Annotated in this window: 13 protein-coding genes; 6 read left to right on the top strand and 7 right to left on the bottom strand. The window is 45.9% G+C overall.

Going from position 1 to position 17,729, the window contains the following annotated elements:
- Positions 1-4: 4 nt before the first annotated feature.
- Both B0H94_RS12135 and B0H94_RS12130 read right to left on the bottom strand, forming a co-directional pair.
- Positions 5-1,027, bottom strand: coding sequence for an NAD-dependent deacylase (locus B0H94_RS12135; protein ID WP_345789046.1), 1,023 nt, complete (start codon positions 1,025-1,027; stop codon positions 5-7).
- Positions 1,028-1,205: 178 nt separating this feature from the next.
- Entirely contained in the window at positions 1,206-2,093 is an 888-nt protein-coding gene (locus B0H94_RS12130) for a phosphatase PAP2 family protein (RefSeq protein ID WP_106589542.1), read from the bottom strand.
- A 1,258-nt stretch (positions 2,094-3,351) separates the two neighbouring features.
- Here B0H94_RS12130 and B0H94_RS12125 point away from each other — a divergent pair.
- Together B0H94_RS12125 and B0H94_RS12120 are read left to right on the top strand one after the other, a co-directional pair.
- Entirely contained in the window at positions 3,352-5,412 is a 2,061-nt protein-coding gene (locus B0H94_RS12125; RefSeq protein ID WP_106589541.1) for a flagellar assembly protein A, read from the top strand.
- A 134-nt stretch (positions 5,413-5,546) separates the two neighbouring features.
- The gene (locus B0H94_RS12120) at positions 5,547-7,631 is read left to right on the top strand and encodes a sensor domain-containing protein (protein ID WP_106589540.1); all 2,085 of its coding nucleotides are present in this window, start codon (positions 5,547-5,549) and stop codon (positions 7,629-7,631) included.
- Positions 7,632-7,658: 27 nt separating this feature from the next.
- On the opposite strand, the gene B0H94_RS12115 is transcribed toward B0H94_RS12120, so the two are convergent.
- From B0H94_RS12115 to B0H94_RS12095, 5 genes are all read right to left on the bottom strand, one after another.
- Positions 7,659-7,988, bottom strand: a complete 330-nt coding sequence (locus B0H94_RS12115; RefSeq protein WP_106589539.1) for a hypothetical protein — start codon at positions 7,986-7,988, stop codon at positions 7,659-7,661.
- Between the two features lie 60 nt (positions 7,989-8,048).
- Positions 8,049-8,429: a DUF8042 domain-containing protein gene (locus B0H94_RS12110; RefSeq protein ID WP_106589538.1), complete on the bottom strand. Its 381-nt coding sequence runs from the start codon at positions 8,427-8,429 to the stop codon at positions 8,049-8,051.
- Between the two features lie 17 nt (positions 8,430-8,446).
- Positions 8,447-9,427 carry a 2-hydroxyacid dehydrogenase gene (locus B0H94_RS12105; RefSeq protein ID WP_106589537.1) on the bottom strand — a complete coding sequence of 327 codons (981 nt, stop codon included), beginning with the start codon at positions 9,425-9,427 and terminating at the stop codon, positions 8,447-8,449.
- Positions 9,428-9,497: 70 nt separating this feature from the next.
- Positions 9,498-9,929, bottom strand: coding sequence for a small multi-drug export protein (locus B0H94_RS12100; protein ID WP_106589536.1), 432 nt, complete (start codon positions 9,927-9,929; stop codon positions 9,498-9,500).
- A 933-nt stretch (positions 9,930-10,862) separates the two neighbouring features.
- Complete coding sequence (locus B0H94_RS12095) at positions 10,863-11,357, bottom strand: TQO small subunit DoxD (RefSeq protein WP_106589535.1); 495 nt, start codon at positions 11,355-11,357, stop codon at positions 10,863-10,865.
- Positions 11,358-11,836: 479 nt separating this feature from the next.
- On the opposite strand from B0H94_RS12095, the gene pgsB reads away from it, so the two are divergent.
- From pgsB to B0H94_RS12075, 4 genes are read left to right on the top strand one after another with little or no spacing between them, the layout of a single operon-like run.
- On the top strand, positions 11,837-13,084 hold the full coding sequence (gene pgsB, locus B0H94_RS12090) for a poly-gamma-glutamate synthase PgsB (protein WP_106589534.1): 1,248 nt from the start codon (positions 11,837-11,839) through the stop codon (positions 13,082-13,084).
- 36 nt (positions 13,085-13,120) lie between these two features.
- Positions 13,121-13,585, top strand: coding sequence for a poly-gamma-glutamate biosynthesis protein PgsC (gene pgsC / locus B0H94_RS12085; RefSeq protein ID WP_106589533.1), 465 nt, complete (start codon positions 13,121-13,123; stop codon positions 13,583-13,585).
- Positions 13,586-13,609: 24 nt separating this feature from the next.
- Positions 13,610-14,962: a CapA family protein gene (locus tag B0H94_RS12080; RefSeq protein WP_106589532.1), complete on the top strand. Its 1,353-nt coding sequence runs from the start codon at positions 13,610-13,612 to the stop codon at positions 14,960-14,962.
- A gap of 13 nt (positions 14,963-14,975) precedes the next feature.
- Positions 14,976-17,447: a gamma-glutamyltransferase gene (locus B0H94_RS12075; protein WP_181315394.1), complete on the top strand. Its 2,472-nt coding sequence runs from the start codon at positions 14,976-14,978 to the stop codon at positions 17,445-17,447.
- The last annotated feature ends 282 nt before the right edge of the window (positions 17,448-17,729 follow it).

Raw genomic sequence — 17,729 nt, 5'->3', positions numbered from 1 at the left:
TCCTTCAATTGTTTGCGCAGTAAAGCTCTAGCTTTTTATCAAGTTTTGTTAATACTTCTTTCGCTTTGCCGGTAATTACAGCATCAAACGCTGAGGCATCAGCGTTTAACTCCATGTTCATATAAACGGTTCGTCCGCGGGTCATCCACGGCAGTTGATTAGCAGGATACACTTCTAAACTTGTGCCGATGACAAGAACCACATCTGCCTGTTCAATCTGCTTAAGTGCCTCATCCCATGCTTTTTGCGGAAGCATCTCGCCAAACAACACAACACCGGGGCGGAGCTTCCCGTCACATGAATCACATCCACGCCCTTCATGAAATGCATGAAGTTCAGCCTCTTGGCCACAGCTGTAACAGCGAATCGAATGGATTGAGCCGTGCAGCTCGTGCACCTGCTCACTGCCGGCAGCTGTATGAAGGCCGTCCACATTTTGGGTTGCGATTCCGCTTACTACACCAACTTCTTCCCATTTGGCTAAAATATTGTGACCTTGGTGAGGTTCAGCTTCATATAGTGCTTCTAGTCTCGCTTGATAAAACGCGTGAAACAGTTCATACTGCTTCTCAAGCGCCTCTACTGTCGCCACCGTTACCGGATCAATGTTACGCCACCAGCCGTCTTTTGAGCGAAAATCCGGCAGGTTGGATTCTGTGCTCATGCCGGCGCCGGTCACAACCATGACATGCCGGGCGCGGCAGATCCATCTAGCTGCCATCACTTCATCCGGATCAGTGTCGACAATTTGATCAATCCACATCCGAAGCTCGGAATCCTCCCCCTCAGCCTCGGTCAACAACCAGTGCTTCAGTACTTCAACGAGACGCTCGTCTACATATGCCGGGGTCAGGCCTACCGGGTTTTTCGTGCACAACAACTGATACAATTCATTCCAGCCGTCTATATGCACCCTTTCATCATCCTGCTTCCAAACAAACTCCGGAAAGTCCGGCATGCCGACCGGTCCGTAAACAGTTGCCTTTGTATGCTCACCTTCAGTCACAAGCCATATTTCGGTCGTCATGTTCTCCCCCTCTCTCTTTTTTTATAAGTCTTTTCAATGCAGTTCTATACCCAAAAAAGCTGAATTTATACCCGCATTATGTACGTAAATCAAGATTCAACGAAAATAAAGAGCGGCGAAACTTTGTTAACCCGTTTCAGCCGCTTACTCACTCTTTTATTTTTACCAGTCTTCTTGTTTAAATATACAATTTCGGCTTTGCAACTTCCTCATTTTTCTCCTTTTCAGGACCGGATTTAGTTTCAACAAGTGAAGAACACCGCTTTGGAAATTCAAAAGGAATGAACTGTTCATACCGCCTTGGAAATATATCAGCCTGCAGGTTTTCATGAAAGCGCCGGTCTACCGGACGCCCTTCTGCATCTGTATCTTCGTGAAGCTGTTGAACGATAAAATGACCCATCGTACGCCCTAGCTTTAAGCCTTCTGTATTATCCGCCGGAAAATGCACTCCTGCAATTAAACGGCTTAAAGCGTTATCCTCTGCCACTTGATGGAGCGGCCGCCGTTCTCCTGGAAAAAAGTAGCTAAGAATTTCTTCAGCACACCCAGAGAGTGCACTATGGCCTGAAGGGTAGGCCGGAAATCTTGGGGTGCAAAGCAGGGTGCGAAGCTCTTGGTCATACTGGTTCGGCCGTGCCACATCCCACTTATATTTCTCAGCCCATACAACGACCATTGTATCTTGAAGCGCTTGATGAAGCACAGCTAAAATACGAGCAGCTTCGACCGGCGTCACACCGTACGTATCAATAAGGCGGTCAGCCACCGGGGTCCACTGCTTCGTCGGTACACCTGTTCCATAATATTCAGCCAATGCTACACCACGTCGGTCAGCATTGGCAAGTGCCGAATGAACAGCCTGCAGTTCTTGTTCAAACGGAATATGATTCGGATCTGCAACCGGTACATCGAATGGGTCACCTTCTGGCGTAAGAAATCCCCTTTGGTCTCTTGAAAAATAAAACAACGGCCAACTTCCGGCATTCGGCGTCACACCGTCTTTAGGTGAGGTTCTTTCCCCAGCATAAGCTACTTGTGACCAGCGTAAATAATTAAAACTCAAATGATCCGCCCCCTTCTACTTCACTTCTACACCTTATGCAGAAGTTATCCTTATTTGTTCATCCTTAAGAAATTAAAAAAACGAAAAATAGCCACAAAAAAAGAGACTGCCGCACTGCCGGCAGTCCAAAAATTTATCAAAAAAGGGGGCAGCAACAGATGAGGACTTCACGGCTCGATCTATTGCTATTACATTTCTTCCCGAAATTCTGAAATATATACGTGTTTATGAATATTTTTTAAAACTGTGTCTTTTGAACTGCAGCACTTCTATATTTAATAGAAGTGACAGCGTGTAGACAAACTTTTTAGATTAACGAAGGCTGTCGTCGCTTTTCGGCGGACGCTTGCCCCAGGCACGGCCTCAACTTCCTCGGCAGCAGATCACTGCCTGCGGGATTTTCGGCTCGCGCTGTTCCTGGTGGCGTCGCCGCCGGTGCTCGTCAGCCTTGTGTAGTTTGAAGGTCATCAAATGTAAAGATCCTTTTGATCAAGCGATGTCTATATGCATTAATTTCATCATGACGTTTTATGCACAATAAAAAAAAGATAATCCATCAATATAAAAGTGACCGAAACGAAAGACGGCGACTCCCAGAGGTTCAAGCGCAGGCTGAAGATCCACTTGTTCGAATGGTTTTTATTCGAACAAGTTAGCTGAAGGCAAGCCCTCGGGAAAGCGTCCGTTTTCGTTCCGGTTACGTTCATGATTCGGTTTTTATCCTCTTAACAGGGCAGTCCGCGGATCCCGGAGCAGTAAGCTGTGCGTGAATGTTATGTTTTATACTTTGTCGACAGTCTGGCACTTCTATATTTAATAGAAGTGAAGCTTTAACCTTTATAAACCCTCAGCAGCTTTAAGATATCGTTTAAAAAATAATAGATCGGGTAAAACTATTCTACAATACCATTAAAAGGAGGATCCCCATGAACCAAAACCAACGTGTCTTTCTCTTTTTATTTGGCGGTATATCACTCGGCCTATTTGGCTTAACCATGCTCAGTTTATCGGCTGTTTACATACTACCAACGTAGACACTACTTCTCTTTCCCCAATAAAAACGCTCTCATTCCAAGGAAACGAGCTAACTTCTGGCAACTCCCTTTCAATCACATCTTCAAATTTCAATGCACCTTTTTTCTGAATTTTCTCGACACACCGCCTAATTTCTAGTAAAATTGACATAAGAATAAGTAACGTTTGTCTTAATGTCGAATTCACCTTCGTAGGTAAAGTGAATAAAAGGAGGGGTGTGGCAATGACTGAAAAGAAGCGGTTTACCGGTCGCACAGTCACTCACTGCATTCGTAAAGCAGAAGAGCACTTTCAACAAACCGTGGAAATGCTCGATGTTAAAGTGCTTACACCCGAAACAGATAAAAGTAGATTCTTCCTTCGTCGCCGACCGATGATTGAAGCCTCACTTAAAAGCAAAGCTCCAGAAGAGACGACAGATGATGCTTTTGCAAAAATCGTTGAAGCAGCTGAAGTTCACAAATTCGAACGTGAGCAAACAAAAGAAGATGCAGAACAGGCTTACGGACAAGCCTGGGTACACAACGGGCAGCTTCATGTGCAGGATGGATCCAGCGGCCCTCCAGTCGTCTATCCAGGAGAAGGGGTTACACTACACGTGAACGACAAAACGTTTCGCAGCAGTACGCCGATCCGTGAAAAAGATAACGTTGTCATAGAGCTTGCCAACGAGCGTGTAGAAACTTCATGGAGCCTTCACATTCATAAAAATGACGATCAAGCCATTCTTCAAGTGAACCCTGGGTCATTCACCGTCTACACACTGGAAGACCGGCCGCCGGATGCCCGCTTAACACTTGAAACGCAGAAAAAAGTACAGATGAATAACGAATTGCAAATGGCCGATGTGCTTAACAAACTTGAGTCTTATCGTGTCGTCTCTGGGATTTTATACGAAAACATTCAACTTGGGTGTGAAACCGATGAACCAGTCCGACTTGTGGTGGCTGAAGGAAAACCAGCTGTTCCAGGTAAAGACGGGGACATTGATTTTACGATTGATATTGATCAACGTAGAATATCTCCAAAAGCGCAGGCTGACGGTTCTGTCGACTTCCGTGAAACAAACTACATTCCAAACGTTGACGAAGGTAATACGCTAGCTAGTATTCATCCGCCGGAAGAGGGAGAAGAAGGATTAAACATTTATGGTGAAACCATTGAGGCTCCAGATGGTTACCCTCTTATTGTTAAAGCCGGACGCGGTGTATCTTATTCAGAAAATGAGCAGCGCGTTATCGCTGAAGAATGCGGGCGCCCAAAGGTAGAACGGCACGGGCAGATTGTGCGGGTTTCCGTTCTCCCCCAACTCGTTCACAACGGCGACTTAAACACGAAAACCGGTAACTTAAGCTTTATCGGTGATATCGATATTCGCGGTGCTGTTGAAGCAAATATGCGTGTTGAAGCCGGTGGTGAAATTCACGCCCAATCTTATGTTGAAAAAAGTACGTTACGCGCTGCCGGGTCGATCACCGTACAACGTAATGCCATCAGCTCAACATTAATCGCCGGAGCCGAAAAGCTTTATGCAGGAGAAGCTGCTGCAGCGCTTCAGCCGGTGAAAGATCAAGTGGCCGGGCTGCTTCAGGCTTTAAAACAGTTATATACTTCCGCAGCGTTTCAGCAATCCAATTACGCTACGATGAGCGTGAGTCAGGTGCTGCGACTGCTTATATCCCAAAAGTTTCCGACGATGCAGTCTGATGTAAAGCATTTAGTCGAGAAGTTAGATCTGCAGCGGAGCGAGCTTGATACTGAATGGCATGATGTTCGCTACTTTTTACAACAGCAATTCTTACTTTTAAGTACCGCGCCGGTTCAAACGATTGAGGAGCTTGAAACGTGGTACGAGCGTATGAAATATTTAAGTATGAAGAATGAGACAACATTATTTGACCCTAATATTCAATTAAATCTCGGTTATGCCACAAAAAGCACCATTACAAGTGCAGGTCATGTGCACATTTTCGGAGGCGGCTGTACCCATTCTAACGTATCAGCAGCTGGTGATATTCTTGTCTCCAAAACAGTCATTGGCGGAACATTGAAAGCTGAAGGTGACATTACCGCAAAAACGGTTGGGTCTGCAGGCGGGGCTCGGACTTATTTATCTGTTCCTGCTGATCGGAAAATCTCGATTCAACATGCATATGCAGACACGACCCTTCACATCGGAGACCAAAAACGAACACTTGCTTTCGACTTATCCAACGCATTATTTTATTTAAATGAAGACGGCATCTTCTCAGCTAGTGAGCGCGGGGCACCGGTTAAGCTGTAACAGCACCGGTGCTTCACTTAAATCACCAAGGTATATTTTACTTATTTTCCAAACCTGTTCAGTGAGGTATTGATACGACGAGTGTTGATTTGTATAATTTTCACAAGATTCATATTGATTGGGAGGTCCATTTTATGAAAGCAGCTAATGATGTACATAGAATTCTGATAAACCCGGACGCTCCCTTGTTTACTTCCCTCTTTCACGAACATCAAGATGGTCTGATCCTGCTTGATGCAAACCATCAAATCACTGCCAGCAACAATGCTTTTACAAATATGACCGGTTTTAAAACGGAAGATTTAAAAACCTATCCTGATATTTTCGATTACTTCCATTTGCAAGATGAGGCTGGTACATTCCGCCGTGCACTCGACCGAGCGAAAAACCAGTACCCTTCAAGTCACCAGTTTTCGTTTAAACGAAAAAACCTCTCTGAAGAAAAGCTTCACATCTCGCTGCTTCCGGTCCCGGAACAGGCTTATACCGTACTTCAACTGCAAAACACCGAAGCTTCTGCTGAGACATTTCAGAAGATGAAAGAATTTGACGCTCATTTTCAAGCTTTATTTCACGAAAATATTGATGCTGTTTATGCTATGGATTTAGATGGCTATTACTACGCTATCAACCAAGCTTGTGCAGATTTAACCGGATATACAATTGAGGACGTTAAAGGATTCTCTTATCAAGATTTAGTTTTAAATGAAGACCTGCCCCATACACGGGAACATTTTTTACGTACTGCTCAAGGGGAATCCCAAAGTTATGAAACCCGGATTTATCATAAAGATGGCCGTCTTTTAAACATTAAGGTGCTTAATATGCCGGTACGTGAAGCCAAAGACGGTCACGTTCTCGGAGTGTATGGCATTGCAAAAGATGTGACAGATGAAAAACTTGAAAAGCAGCGAAGACACCTACTCGCCTTTTACGACCCGGAAACGCACCTGCCTAACCGCAGGCTGTTTCTGGACCATGCCTATGAAGCATGGGAGCAGGCTGTAAAAAAAGGTGATTTTCTTTCTTTTCTTTGCATTAATATTGACGGCTTTGAGCATACAAGTGCCACTTTATCGCAGCTGCAGCGGCAGCAGCTCCTTTACCAAATCGGTCAACGCCTTGCAGCCGTTATTCCAGAAGAAGGGGAACTCGCCAAGTGGGACGGCAATCAATATTTTGCGCTTATTACGTCCTTCAGTTATGAGCAGGAAGCTGGGAGGCAGGCGACCGACATGCTGCACACGTTTGAGGAGGCTTTCTTACTTCCGGATGATACGTGGGTATCAGTTTCAGCGACGATTGGCATATCTACATTTGACGGGCAAAGTGAAACAACGGTGGAGGAGTTAATTGAGCACGCTTTAGATGCGATGGTTGCGAGTAAAAAACAAGAAATCAATTGTTACGGTTTTTATCATACACACACCGATGAATCCCGCTCCCGGCGGCTTCAGCTCGGCCATGACATGTATCGCAGTTTGAAAAACCATGACTTTTACGTTTTGTTTCAGCCGATCATGAACCCAGACACCGAAAAGATTACAGCCGTCGAAGCACTTCTGCGCTGGAAGCATCCAGAGCTTGGTATTGTTTCTCCAGGAGAGTTTATCCCGATCGCTGAAGGGCTCGGCGCGATTTTACCGCTTGGGGAGTGGGTGCTGCAGCAGGCTTGTTCATTTGGTGCTGATTGGATTAATGCAGAATGTGAGCCTGTACGTATTTCAGTGAATGTATCTATTAAACAGCTGCTTGAAGGTCAGGTATTTGTTAATAAAGTTCGCTCCATATTAAAATATACAAACTTTCCACCTGAACTTTTACAGCTTGAAATTACAGAAACCGCCCTGCTTGCTAAAGAAGGCAGTATTCAAGTTGTGCTCCAAAATTTAAGCGCACTCGGGGTGCAAATTGCAATCGATGACTTTGGTACCGGTTATTCGTCTCTTAGTCACTTAAAGTCCTTCCCCGTGCACACGTTGAAAATTGATCGCTCTTTCATTCACGATATTGATGTGGATGACTGCAGCCGGGCGATTGCCGCTTCACTTACCGGCCTTGCCCGTCAGTTGAAAATTGATGTGGTTGCTGAAGGGATCGAAACAAAAATGCAGGCTGACATTTTAACTAACCTCGGCTGCGAAGGCCTGCAAGGCTTTTACTTCAGCTATCCCTCCTCCGCAGAACAGTTAAAAAAACAGTTATCCGAAGGCAAATAAAAGCGATGGAGCCAGGCTCCATCGCTTTTATTTGATCACTTCCACCGGTCCGTGATCATCGATATGATCCCCATGTACATGATGCAGCCGACCATCGACTAAATAATCGTAATGGTCGCCATGAGGAACAAGCTCATGCCCGCAATCTTCATGATGCTGACACGCGGCTTCTACATAATTACACTCTTCAGGGTTCGTTTCACTAACCTCGATCGCGCACTCATCCCAGTGATCTTCGTGTTTGTGATGAAGGTGCCCATCATGAATGTAATCAATGTGGCCGTTATGCTTAATCTTTGTGTGACCACAAGCCATGCTGTGTTCATGCTGGTGATTTTCATGTGTATGATGTGCCATAAATGAACGACGCTCCTTTCAATGATGTTTCTCTATGGCTATACCCGCCGAAGCCTGGATTTATGCATCTGCTGCTTGATACTTTTGTACAACCCGCAGCTTCCATCCTTGAAACGCAGGCAGGACTTCCTCGCGCAACAGCCGAAAGCGCTCCTCGTCTCCTTCAGCTTCTTCTACTGCCACAGCACGGTTCACAGCACCTTCAAAGCGGTGAAGCGTTCTCAATGCTTCTTCTTCTGAAAATAACGTGCGCACACTCATGCTGCTCGACCCGAGCGGCCGAAACCCCTCCATCATTTCGCGGAGCAGCCGGTCGCCTTCAGCAGTAAACCCTTCATGGTAAAACGTGGATACAGTCGTCAATCCGTCTTCCATCGTTTCAAGCCAATCGACGTAACGTTTTAAAAAATTTTGTTCTGCTTCACTTAAACGTTGTGTCAACGAAGTGCCCCCTGTTCTTAACTTTCATAAGCCTCTGGATTAATTAAATCCTGCGGCCGCCGTCCTTCTAAAGCTTCACGTAAATTCTGCTCGCCACGGGCCGAGAGGGCTTCTTCCGTTTCACGGGTTGCACTGCCGATATGAGGGGTTGTAACAATGTTTTCAAGCTTTAAAAATGGATGATCAAACGGAAGCGGCTCCTCTGAATAAACATCCAGTCCTGCAGACCAGATCTCACCGTTTTCCAACGCGGAAACGAGTGCCTCTTCCTCAATAACCCCGCCGCGAGAAGCATTAATGAAAATGGCGGTTTCTTTCATTTGTTGAAACTGCTCGCGTCCAATCATTTTTCTCGTTTCTTCCGTCAACGGCGTCATGGCCACAATAAAATCTGCACGGGCAAGCAGGTCATCAAGCTCACAGTACTGCGCTTCAAAGTCGCGCTCAGCGTCTTCTTTACGCGAGCGGGCATGATATAAGATATTCATGTCAAACCCGTAGCGTCCGCGCTTAGCAATTTCAGAACCGATGCGTCCAAGTCCGATAATACCCAGCGTTTTACCGTTTACGTTCAAACCAAATTTTTCTTCCGGCAGAAGCTCTGTCCACTGTTTTTCTTTCACGTAACGGTCTAACTCCGGAATGCGGCGGGCAGCTGCTAAAATCAACCCAAACACAGCATCAGCTGTTGTTTCATCCAAAACCCCCGGCGTATTTGTCCCCATCACGCCGCGTATCGTCATCGCTTCAACATTCATGTTATCGTAGCCTGCGGAGACGTTACTAATGACCTTTAAATTTTCAGCTCGATCTAAAAGCTCCGGCGTCACTTTTAAGCCAAGACCAATAACGCCTTCTGCTTCTGTAATGTCGGCAGCAAAGTTTTCATTCTCCAAATGCTCGTCATGTTCATAATGAACAACTTCATATGAACGTTTTAAAGAATCGAGCACCTCCGGCATCACCCGGCTGTACGCAATAATTTTCGGCTGTGACACTTCGACCACTCCTCTACTTGAAATATCCACTGTTGGTTTTATACACGCTTAAAACAAAAGTCAAACGCAGCTAGAAAAAGTCCAAGCCGCGCTGGACAGCAAACGCCGTGGCTATGCCGTAAAGTATAATACTGCACGCTGAACTAATCATAATTACCCGGTAACTCATCCCAAGTGAACGCCCTGCTGCAGCGACCGCCCACACCCCGACAAGCACCGTCACAAGAAGAACCATCCACCCGCCATACCGGTCAATGTGCCGGCGGAACCGGTTATACTCAAGCTTTTTCATCCACCGCCCGAGCCGAGGCCAGCGGCTGAGCAGCTGATAAAGAAAGAGCACCGTCGGCACAGCAAGAAAATTGCCCATCCCGGACCAAATGATGGCCGAAACCGGGTCCATCCCGGCGATCATCACAACCGGAATCGCTAAGTAAATTTCAAAAAACGGCACATAACCCATAAAAAACGCGCTGATACTTAAACTTACGTACTCCCACATATGATTCACCTTCTCTATACCGCCTTACCCACAGCTTATTCCCGGCGCAAAGAAAAAAGATTCTTCACAGTCAATAAAAACTTCAGGCTGTAGACAAAGTACAAAACTTAACATTAACTCACAACTTACGGCTCCAACCGCCGCTGGCTGCCCTATTAAGAGAAAAAACCGAATCATGAACGTGACCAACACTACCGACGGACGCTTTCCCGGGGGCTTGATCCTCTGGGAGTCGCCGTCTTTTGTTTCGGTCACTTGTTAGTTAACGGATCATAAGGATTTCCATTGTATATGGTTCGCTTGATCGCTCATGAAGCGTCATTATGAAATTGATTCATCTAAATATCGCTTGATCAAAAGGCTCTCTACAATTCATGACCAGCAAATGACGCAAGACTGACGAGCACCGGCGGCGACGCCATCAGGAACAGCGCGAGCCGAAAATCCCGCAGGCAGTGACTTTCTGCCGAGGAAGTTGAGGCCGTGCCTGAGCAAGCGTCCGCCGAAAAGCGACGTCAGCCTCCGTTTTTCTTGAAAGTTTGTCTACACGCTGAACTTATCTTTCATTTCCGAGGAGATGTCCGCGGGTACAGAAGAAATATATTCAGCGCCTGAAGAAATGTTAAGTATCGCAGATCAAACCGCCGATCAGGCTGAACAAGCCTATGGGCAATGCGAATCATTGCTGAACGTGTCGTCAGACTTATCAAAAGTAGGTACCGATGTAAAAGCATCTTCCACATCGCATAAAACGTCAAGCAATATAAAGCCTACACAAAAGCAGACGCACAGAATGAAAAGGTTTCTGTGCATCTGCTATATATACCCACTCACGTTTTAACTAAAGGGAGTTATGACCTCGTCTGACGGTTTTTAGCACACTGTTTGCTGCGTCATATGTGCATGTTTTTTAGGCGCGTGCACATGCTGATGTTACGAGGTTCTTTTCACCCAATGCTGCAGTTTTGGCTGAATATAACGATCGCCGCCGAACCATCCACCGTTATGGCCGGCTGCGATTAAAAAGAAAGCCGCAAGCAGCATAATCGGATTTGTTGAAATCGTGCCTGCAAATAAAAAGGCAAAGTTCATCGTCGCACCGAAAAACGCAGCATACACTGTTAAAATTCCTAAAATTAAACCAACCCCTACAAATATTTCGCCCCAGGCGACCATAAAGCTAAATACAGAAGATAAAGGCAGGGCCACATACTCAATAAAAGCAACGTACCACGGATAAGCCACTTCACCTGCTTGATTGGTTACCGGATCCTGCACAGCACCGTGCAAATAGCCACTTGCATCAAATCGTTCTTCACCTAAGGCTTTCCCCCAGCCTGACGTGAGCCACGACCAACCGAGCCATAGACGCAATAGTAAAAGCACTCCGGCTGCAATTGCACTCTGTCTTAAAAATTTCACTAACATGAGAACGCCTCCTTATGTAAAGTATATTTATGTGAATGTTTTCACATGACCAATTAAAACTTTCAAGTAAACGCAGCATATCTCCACCCCCGTCTTTCAATCGCAAATGTTGGCTGCCATTAAACGTACGGTGACCATAAAAACTTTTTAATCAAAAAATTAGATTGTGAATATTTTCACATACAGTATATCATACCTTCACTTTTAGTGGAACCATCTATCTAAAGTTTTGCGTCAAACCTCATGTTTTGTATATTGCATCTCAGCTTTATCCTTCGTCTGAATTACGATAACAAGCTGCACGTACAATGTTATAACACCCTGACATTTTCGCAGGTTTAAATTTTCCTGCATAAAATTGACCGCACCGGAAAAGTTCTATAAAATTGATTTGGTTTATGTTTATTTTGTCAAGTGTTCCAACTGGAATCGTACTGTTTAAAGAGCTACAAACATCTCTTATATAGAGGAGTATACGTATGGTTTATATCATTTTTGTCGTGGCTGCTGCACTTATTATCGGTCTCATTGAACGCCGACGTCATCAAAAGCGGATTGATCAGCTCCGTCTACGTGTGAACATTAACGGCATTCGCGGAAAATCAACGGCCACCCGCCTGATCACCGGCATTTTAAAAGAAAATGGTGATCACGTACTCGGTAAAACAACCGGCACTCAAGCCCGCCTTTTATTTTGGCATACCGATGAAGAAGAGCCGATTGTACGCCGTCCAGAAGGCCCGAATATCAATGAACAAATGCGGATTGTTCACCGTGCTGTTGCTGAAGATGCTGATGTACTTGTAAGCGAGTGCATGGCCGTTAAGCCGGAGTATCAGCAAACTTTTCAAAACCACTTAATTCAATCTCATATCTCTGTCATCGTAAACATTCTTGAAGACCATATGGATGAGCTTGGTCCAACCCTTGATGAGGTCGCCAAAGCTTTTAAAACCTCCATACCGAAAAACGGTTATTTAATCATGCCAGATAATCCTTATATTAAGGAGTTTCGACAGCTGGCTGAAAAACGTAACACACAGCTTGTGATCGCAGATGAATTCGAAGTTGATGAATCGTTTCTACTAAAGTTTCCCTACATGATTTTTCCGCAAAATGTTTCAATTGCCTTAGCTGCAGCGCACTGTATGGGGATTGACCGGGAAACGGCATTAAACGGTATGTTGAACGCTTCCGTTGATCCAGGGGCGATGCGGATCACACCCGTAAAAGATGCAGTTGCACCGTCTTATCTCTTTAACGCCTTTGCTGCGAACGACCCGACATCTACACTTAATATTTGGCGGCGCATGGGTAAGCTTGGGTATCATGACATGGAAACCGTCGTCATTATGAACAGCCGGGACGACCGGGTGGACCGGACAGAACAGTTCGCACGCGACGTCCTCCCTCGCATGGCAGCTGACAAGGTAGTATTGATGGGAAAAAATAATGAGGCGATATTAAAAGCAAATGATGCCGGTATGCTTCAATCACCTGAGCTTATTGACATGACCAATCAGCCAGTTGATGAAGTGTTCAAATATTTAAAAGGGTTAGAAGCGCCAGCCGTGTTTTACGGCATCGGCAATATTCACGGCGGGGGCGAAGCTTTAGCCGAACTGCTGCACACTTTACAAGTGGAGCCTGTCACAGTTGAAGTTGAAGACAAGAAAGATCACGAAGAGACAGAAGAACATGTGCGGCAATTAGTCGCGGCTCATTAAAGAAAAAAGGAATTTATTTAAAGGTGGAACCTCCCTATGTTTGGTGACGATTTATATGTAGCGTTAATTATCGGCATTGTGCTCAGCTTAATTTATACAGAACGGACGGGCGTCCTCCCGTCCGGCTTAATTGTGCCCGGCTATGTGGCACTCGTTTTTGACCAGCAGATGAACCTCGTTGTCATTGGCTTTATCAGCATTTCGACATTTCTAATTGTGCAGTATGTTTTAAACCGGTTCGTCATCTTATACGGCCGGCGGAAATTTGCGGCGATGCTCTCTGTTGGTATCGTCTTAAAGTTAATCTATGACTTTTTTGCACTTTACTTAGGACTCCCTATTGAAGAGAGTTTTGAACTCCGCGGGATTGGTATTATTGTCCCCGGCTTAATTGCCAACACTGTGCATAAGCAAGGTGTACTTCCGACGATTGGCAGCACGTACCTCCTTGGGGGCTTAACTTATTTTGGGCTCATGTTCTACTTATTATTCTTAATTTAATTTTTTCACGAAAGAGGTATACCTATGCGCCGCTCCCTCACCTTTAAAGAACGGTATTTGCGGATGACAAAACGACATAAAGAGAAGCTCCTCCCTCACAGCTTAATTGCCCTCGGTGCTTTTGGCGCGATTATTGCCGGCTCAGAAATTTGGGGAGCGCCGGCGGATAAACCTGTCAGTGCAAACCAGGAAGATGATGAAGAGCGCTATCAACTTTCCATGCTTGGCGATATTATGCTCGGGCGTCATGTCATGGACACCGCCCCTCATCATGACGGGGGGTATCACGCGTTTTTCCGTAATACAAAAGACAAGCTCGCTGAAGCGGATTACGTCACTGCCAACTTCGCACAGCCGATGCTGCCGATTAACGACCCTGAGTTCCTTGATGACACAGAAGGTGCAGGATTTATCGAAAATCCTGAGGTGCTGATCAATAACGAAGACCTTTTGGATGGTGATGAAGCCTTTACGTCAGGGGAACAATTTTTGGAGGCTTTAACCCATGAGGATGCTACAGACGCTTTCACATCTGAAGCTATTCAACGTGGTGGTAACATTATTCACGATAAAGACATTCAACTCTTTACTGAGCCGGCGAGTGCTGAGCCTTTAGCAGATATCGGCTTCACGAATGTCTCCTTGGCGAACAACCACATGTTGAATTTTGGCAACATCTCTGCCAATTACACCTTAAATACGTTGGAAGACAATAATATCGATACCGTCGGCTTAGGTGTCGGGGCTGAAGCGGCCGAACCACATGTTCATACCGTTGGCAACAATTATGAAATTGCAACGTTAAGCGTTACAGAAACTTACGCAGCGCAAACATTCGCACAAGCGGGTATTCTAGGCGTATCTGCGTGGTATGAGGGTGATGCCCCCGGTATTATTCCTGCAATTCAAGAGGCTTCTGATAAATATGACTTTACTGTTGTACATTTTCATTGGGGGACTGACTTTCTCAGTAACCCGCCAGATGAAACCGAAGAAAGATTTGCCATATTAGCTGATGCCGGGGCTGACGTCATTATCGGTCACAACCCGAGTGTCTTGTCTCCTGTTGAAGTCATAGATGAAACACTTGTATTAACTAGTATGGGTAACTTCATCTCCGATCAAGGCTGGACACGTGCGCGAGATTCAGCGATCGCCGATTTACATGTGACAGAAGCGGATGATGGTCTCGAAATTGATGAAGTGATCTTCACCCCCTTACGTTTAAGCGAGTTTACACCACATGGAATCGAAAACCCGATCGAACAAATGCAGCAAGCCCGTATTTTTAGACAACTTTCAAAAAATCTAGATGCAGAATGGGAAACACACGACGGGCGGCTTCACCTTGACCCTGAAATCGAAGCCGAGTCGTAAGGAGACGAGCATGATGAAAGCTTTAACGAAAATCGAACAACACGTTCGAAAAACAGGATCAATAATTTGGGGACCCTACCGGAAATTGTGGAAAACGTATACCGCAGCGATCGTAATCGCTTCTGGTTTTTTAGCATTTTATTTACAAGATGACTACAACTTTTTCACTGGGGCTCCTACTGCTTTTGAAGAGGCGGCCCCCATTGAGTTGGATGACGCCGGTGAGGGCAGCGCTGATGACGGTGACATCAGCAGTCACGGGGTGAGCTCTGTTCACCCGATCGCTGTGAACGTAGGGAACAGGATCATGAATGAGGGCGGAAATGCAGTGGATGCAGCCATCGCCATATCATTTGCACTCGGAGTTGTTGAACCCTACGGCTCCGGCATTGCCGGCGGCGGGATGAGTTTGATCACCGATGGCGATGAGACAACTGCTTTTGACTATCGTGAAACTGCACCAAAGCGCGACGCTGAAGATTATGGCGGTTACGAGCAAATGGTTGACCCGGCTGACCCTGCACTTTCTGCAGGGGTTCCCGGCTTTGTCCGGGGTATGGAACGAATGTATGCCGAAGAAGGCAGTGAAACTTTCGAATTTAATGAACTGATTCAACCAGCTTACGAGTTAAGTGAGCAAGGTTTCAGCGTCGACAGTGAGCTAAGCAGCCAGCTGAGCAGTAACATTCGTTACATCGGAGACTTTGCCGGCGAAACACCTTTCTTTGATGAAAATGCAGAAGCCGTGCAGGAAAATGAAATCTTAGAACAGCCCGCCCTTGCCAATGTACTTAAGGATTTAAAAAGTTATTACGAAGATCTCGATACCTTTGAAGCCGAAGCACTGGCTGAAGATGAAAAACACCCGTTTTACGGCCTCGAGTACACATCTGAAAATAACGATGTAGAAACGAATATCGCCCAAATTTTAACTGGTGAAGGCGAACATTCCCCTGAGGGGCTTGATGGCTACGGCTTAAGTATGGAGGATATTGATGATTATGAAGTACAGGTTCTCGAAACCGCCGAGGGCACCTTTGGCGACTATACCGTATCTTCAGGCACTCCCCCAAGCGGCGGCATCACCACCATTCAGCTGCTTGAGTTGATTGAAAAAACTGGGCTTGAGGATCATTTCAACGAAGACGGGGACCATGAATATGATAAACTCGTACCCAAACTTGCCAATATCATTTCGCTCGTTTATGATGACCGACTGATCAGTGTCGCTGATCCTTCATTCATTACACGTGAAGATATCAGCACCCGAATGATGAATGCGATTGAAGAGCGCGAGACAAACCCGGACAACATTCTACCAGCAGAAACGAATGAGCTTGCGCTTTCCGAACAAAACGTTATCGAGCATGAACAAGGTCTCGACCCTGAAGACTATCACGAACTGCTCACCTCCGAAGAATACATCAGACTTCTTCAGGAAGCAGCGGAGGAACTAGAAAAAACAGAAGACGAAGAAATTCCAGAAGAGACTCCTGGGGAGCCAGAAGTGCCGGGGCCAGAAGACGAACAACCTGCGCCTGACCAGCAGCGAGATGATACCGAAGGCGATGGTCCTGAAAACGATAACGCGTTTGACGAAGACCAACTGGAAAACGAAGAAACCCAAAATGATGCAACAAACACCACCCACTTCTCTGTCCGGGACTCGGACGGAAAGATGATCGCTGTTACCAATACGTTAAGTGAGTTTTTCGGCTCAGGAGAATACGTCGAGTATACAGCTGAAGAAAGTAAAGTTGAAGGCAGCGTTGGTGAAGTCGAAGGGAATGAAGAGCCTGAACCTTACGGCGGCTTCTTCATGAACAACCAGCTGACGAACTTCTCCATGAACGTACCGGGTACTGAAGACGTTGTACCTGAAGAAGGAGAGCTTCCAGAGCAGGCACTACTTGAAGAAAATCAGATTGAAGAGAGTCAATCGTTGGAAGAGGCACTACTCGATGAAGGCCTCCTCCCGCTGAACCGCTATGAGAGTGGCAAACGTCCGCGCAGTTACATCTCTCCTACGATCTTGGTCGAAGACGGCGAGCCGGTGATGTCAATCGGATCACCAGGCGGCAAGCGCATTCCAGCTATGCTCGCACAAACGCTGATGCACCTTGAATATAACGATGAAGCAGAAACTTTGCAGGAGGCTATCGAAGAACCGCGTATCTTCGCTGAAAGCGACATTAACCGTGACGATGAGAATGACACTCTTTTTATCGACAACGGCGTCATTTACTATGAAGAAGACTTCAGGGACATGTGGGAAACGCCATTAGAAGGCGATTCATCACAAAGCATTTACGAAAACCTTCGAGAAGACCCGAGTTACTCCATTCTCAGCCATAGTTCAGCCGCTTACTTCGGCGGCATACAAGGTCTCTATTTAGAGCTTGAACCTGAAAATGAAGAGGATGATGAGGAGCTTCAAGGAGGAGCCGATCCTCGACGTGATGGCCATGTGGATATTATAGAGTGATGAGTGAACCCCCTCGGCTGATTCACGCCGAGGGGGTCATTTTATGCTGTTATCTATGGATGAGTTCCATTTTGCGTATGTGCCGCTTCATTTTTATAAATCTAGGACCACTTTTGTTTGGAAACGGTCCATTTTTACAAATTCAGTTCCACTTTTGCTTGGAGCCGGTCCATGTTTTATGAACTCATGAAGTTAGTATAAATAGTGGACACGGCACATTGGCACATGGTTACATGAAAGACAACAATGATAAAGGGCGTGAACCTTATGGCCAAAGCTAAG

Origin of the sequence: Salsuginibacillus halophilus (genome assembly GCF_003014715.1) — a bacterium.
Lineage (GTDB): Bacteria > Bacillota > Bacilli > Bacillales > Marinococcaceae > Salsuginibacillus > Salsuginibacillus halophilus.
This window is presented reverse-complemented; position numbering and strand designations above follow the sequence as displayed.

Excerpts from the sequence above, each read along its gene's own strand:
- B0H94_RS12135 (WP_345789046.1), bottom strand. The coding sequence starts at position 1,027 with ATGACGACCGAAATATGGCTTGTGACTGAAGGTGAGCATACAAAGGCA.
- B0H94_RS12125 (WP_106589541.1), top strand. The coding sequence starts at position 3,352 with ATGACTGAAAAGAAGCGGTTTACCGGTCGCACAGTCACTCACTGCATT.
- B0H94_RS12120 (WP_106589540.1), top strand. The coding sequence starts at position 5,547 with ATGAAAGCAGCTAATGATGTACATAGAATTCTGATAAACCCGGACGCT.
- B0H94_RS12115 (WP_106589539.1), bottom strand. The coding sequence starts at position 7,988 with ATGGCACATCATACACATGAAAATCACCAGCATGAACACAGCATGGCT.
- B0H94_RS12100 (WP_106589536.1), bottom strand. The coding sequence starts at position 9,929 with ATGTGGGAGTACGTAAGTTTAAGTATCAGCGCGTTTTTTATGGGTTAT.
- B0H94_RS12095 (WP_106589535.1), bottom strand. The coding sequence starts at position 11,357 with ATGTTAGTGAAATTTTTAAGACAGAGTGCAATTGCAGCCGGAGTGCTT.
- pgsB (WP_106589534.1), top strand. The coding sequence starts at position 11,837 with ATGGTTTATATCATTTTTGTCGTGGCTGCTGCACTTATTATCGGTCTC.
- pgsC (WP_106589533.1), top strand. The coding sequence starts at position 13,121 with ATGTTTGGTGACGATTTATATGTAGCGTTAATTATCGGCATTGTGCTC.
- B0H94_RS12080 (WP_106589532.1), top strand. The coding sequence starts at position 13,610 with ATGCGCCGCTCCCTCACCTTTAAAGAACGGTATTTGCGGATGACAAAA.
- B0H94_RS12075 (WP_181315394.1), top strand. The coding sequence starts at position 14,976 with ATGAAAGCTTTAACGAAAATCGAACAACACGTTCGAAAAACAGGATCA.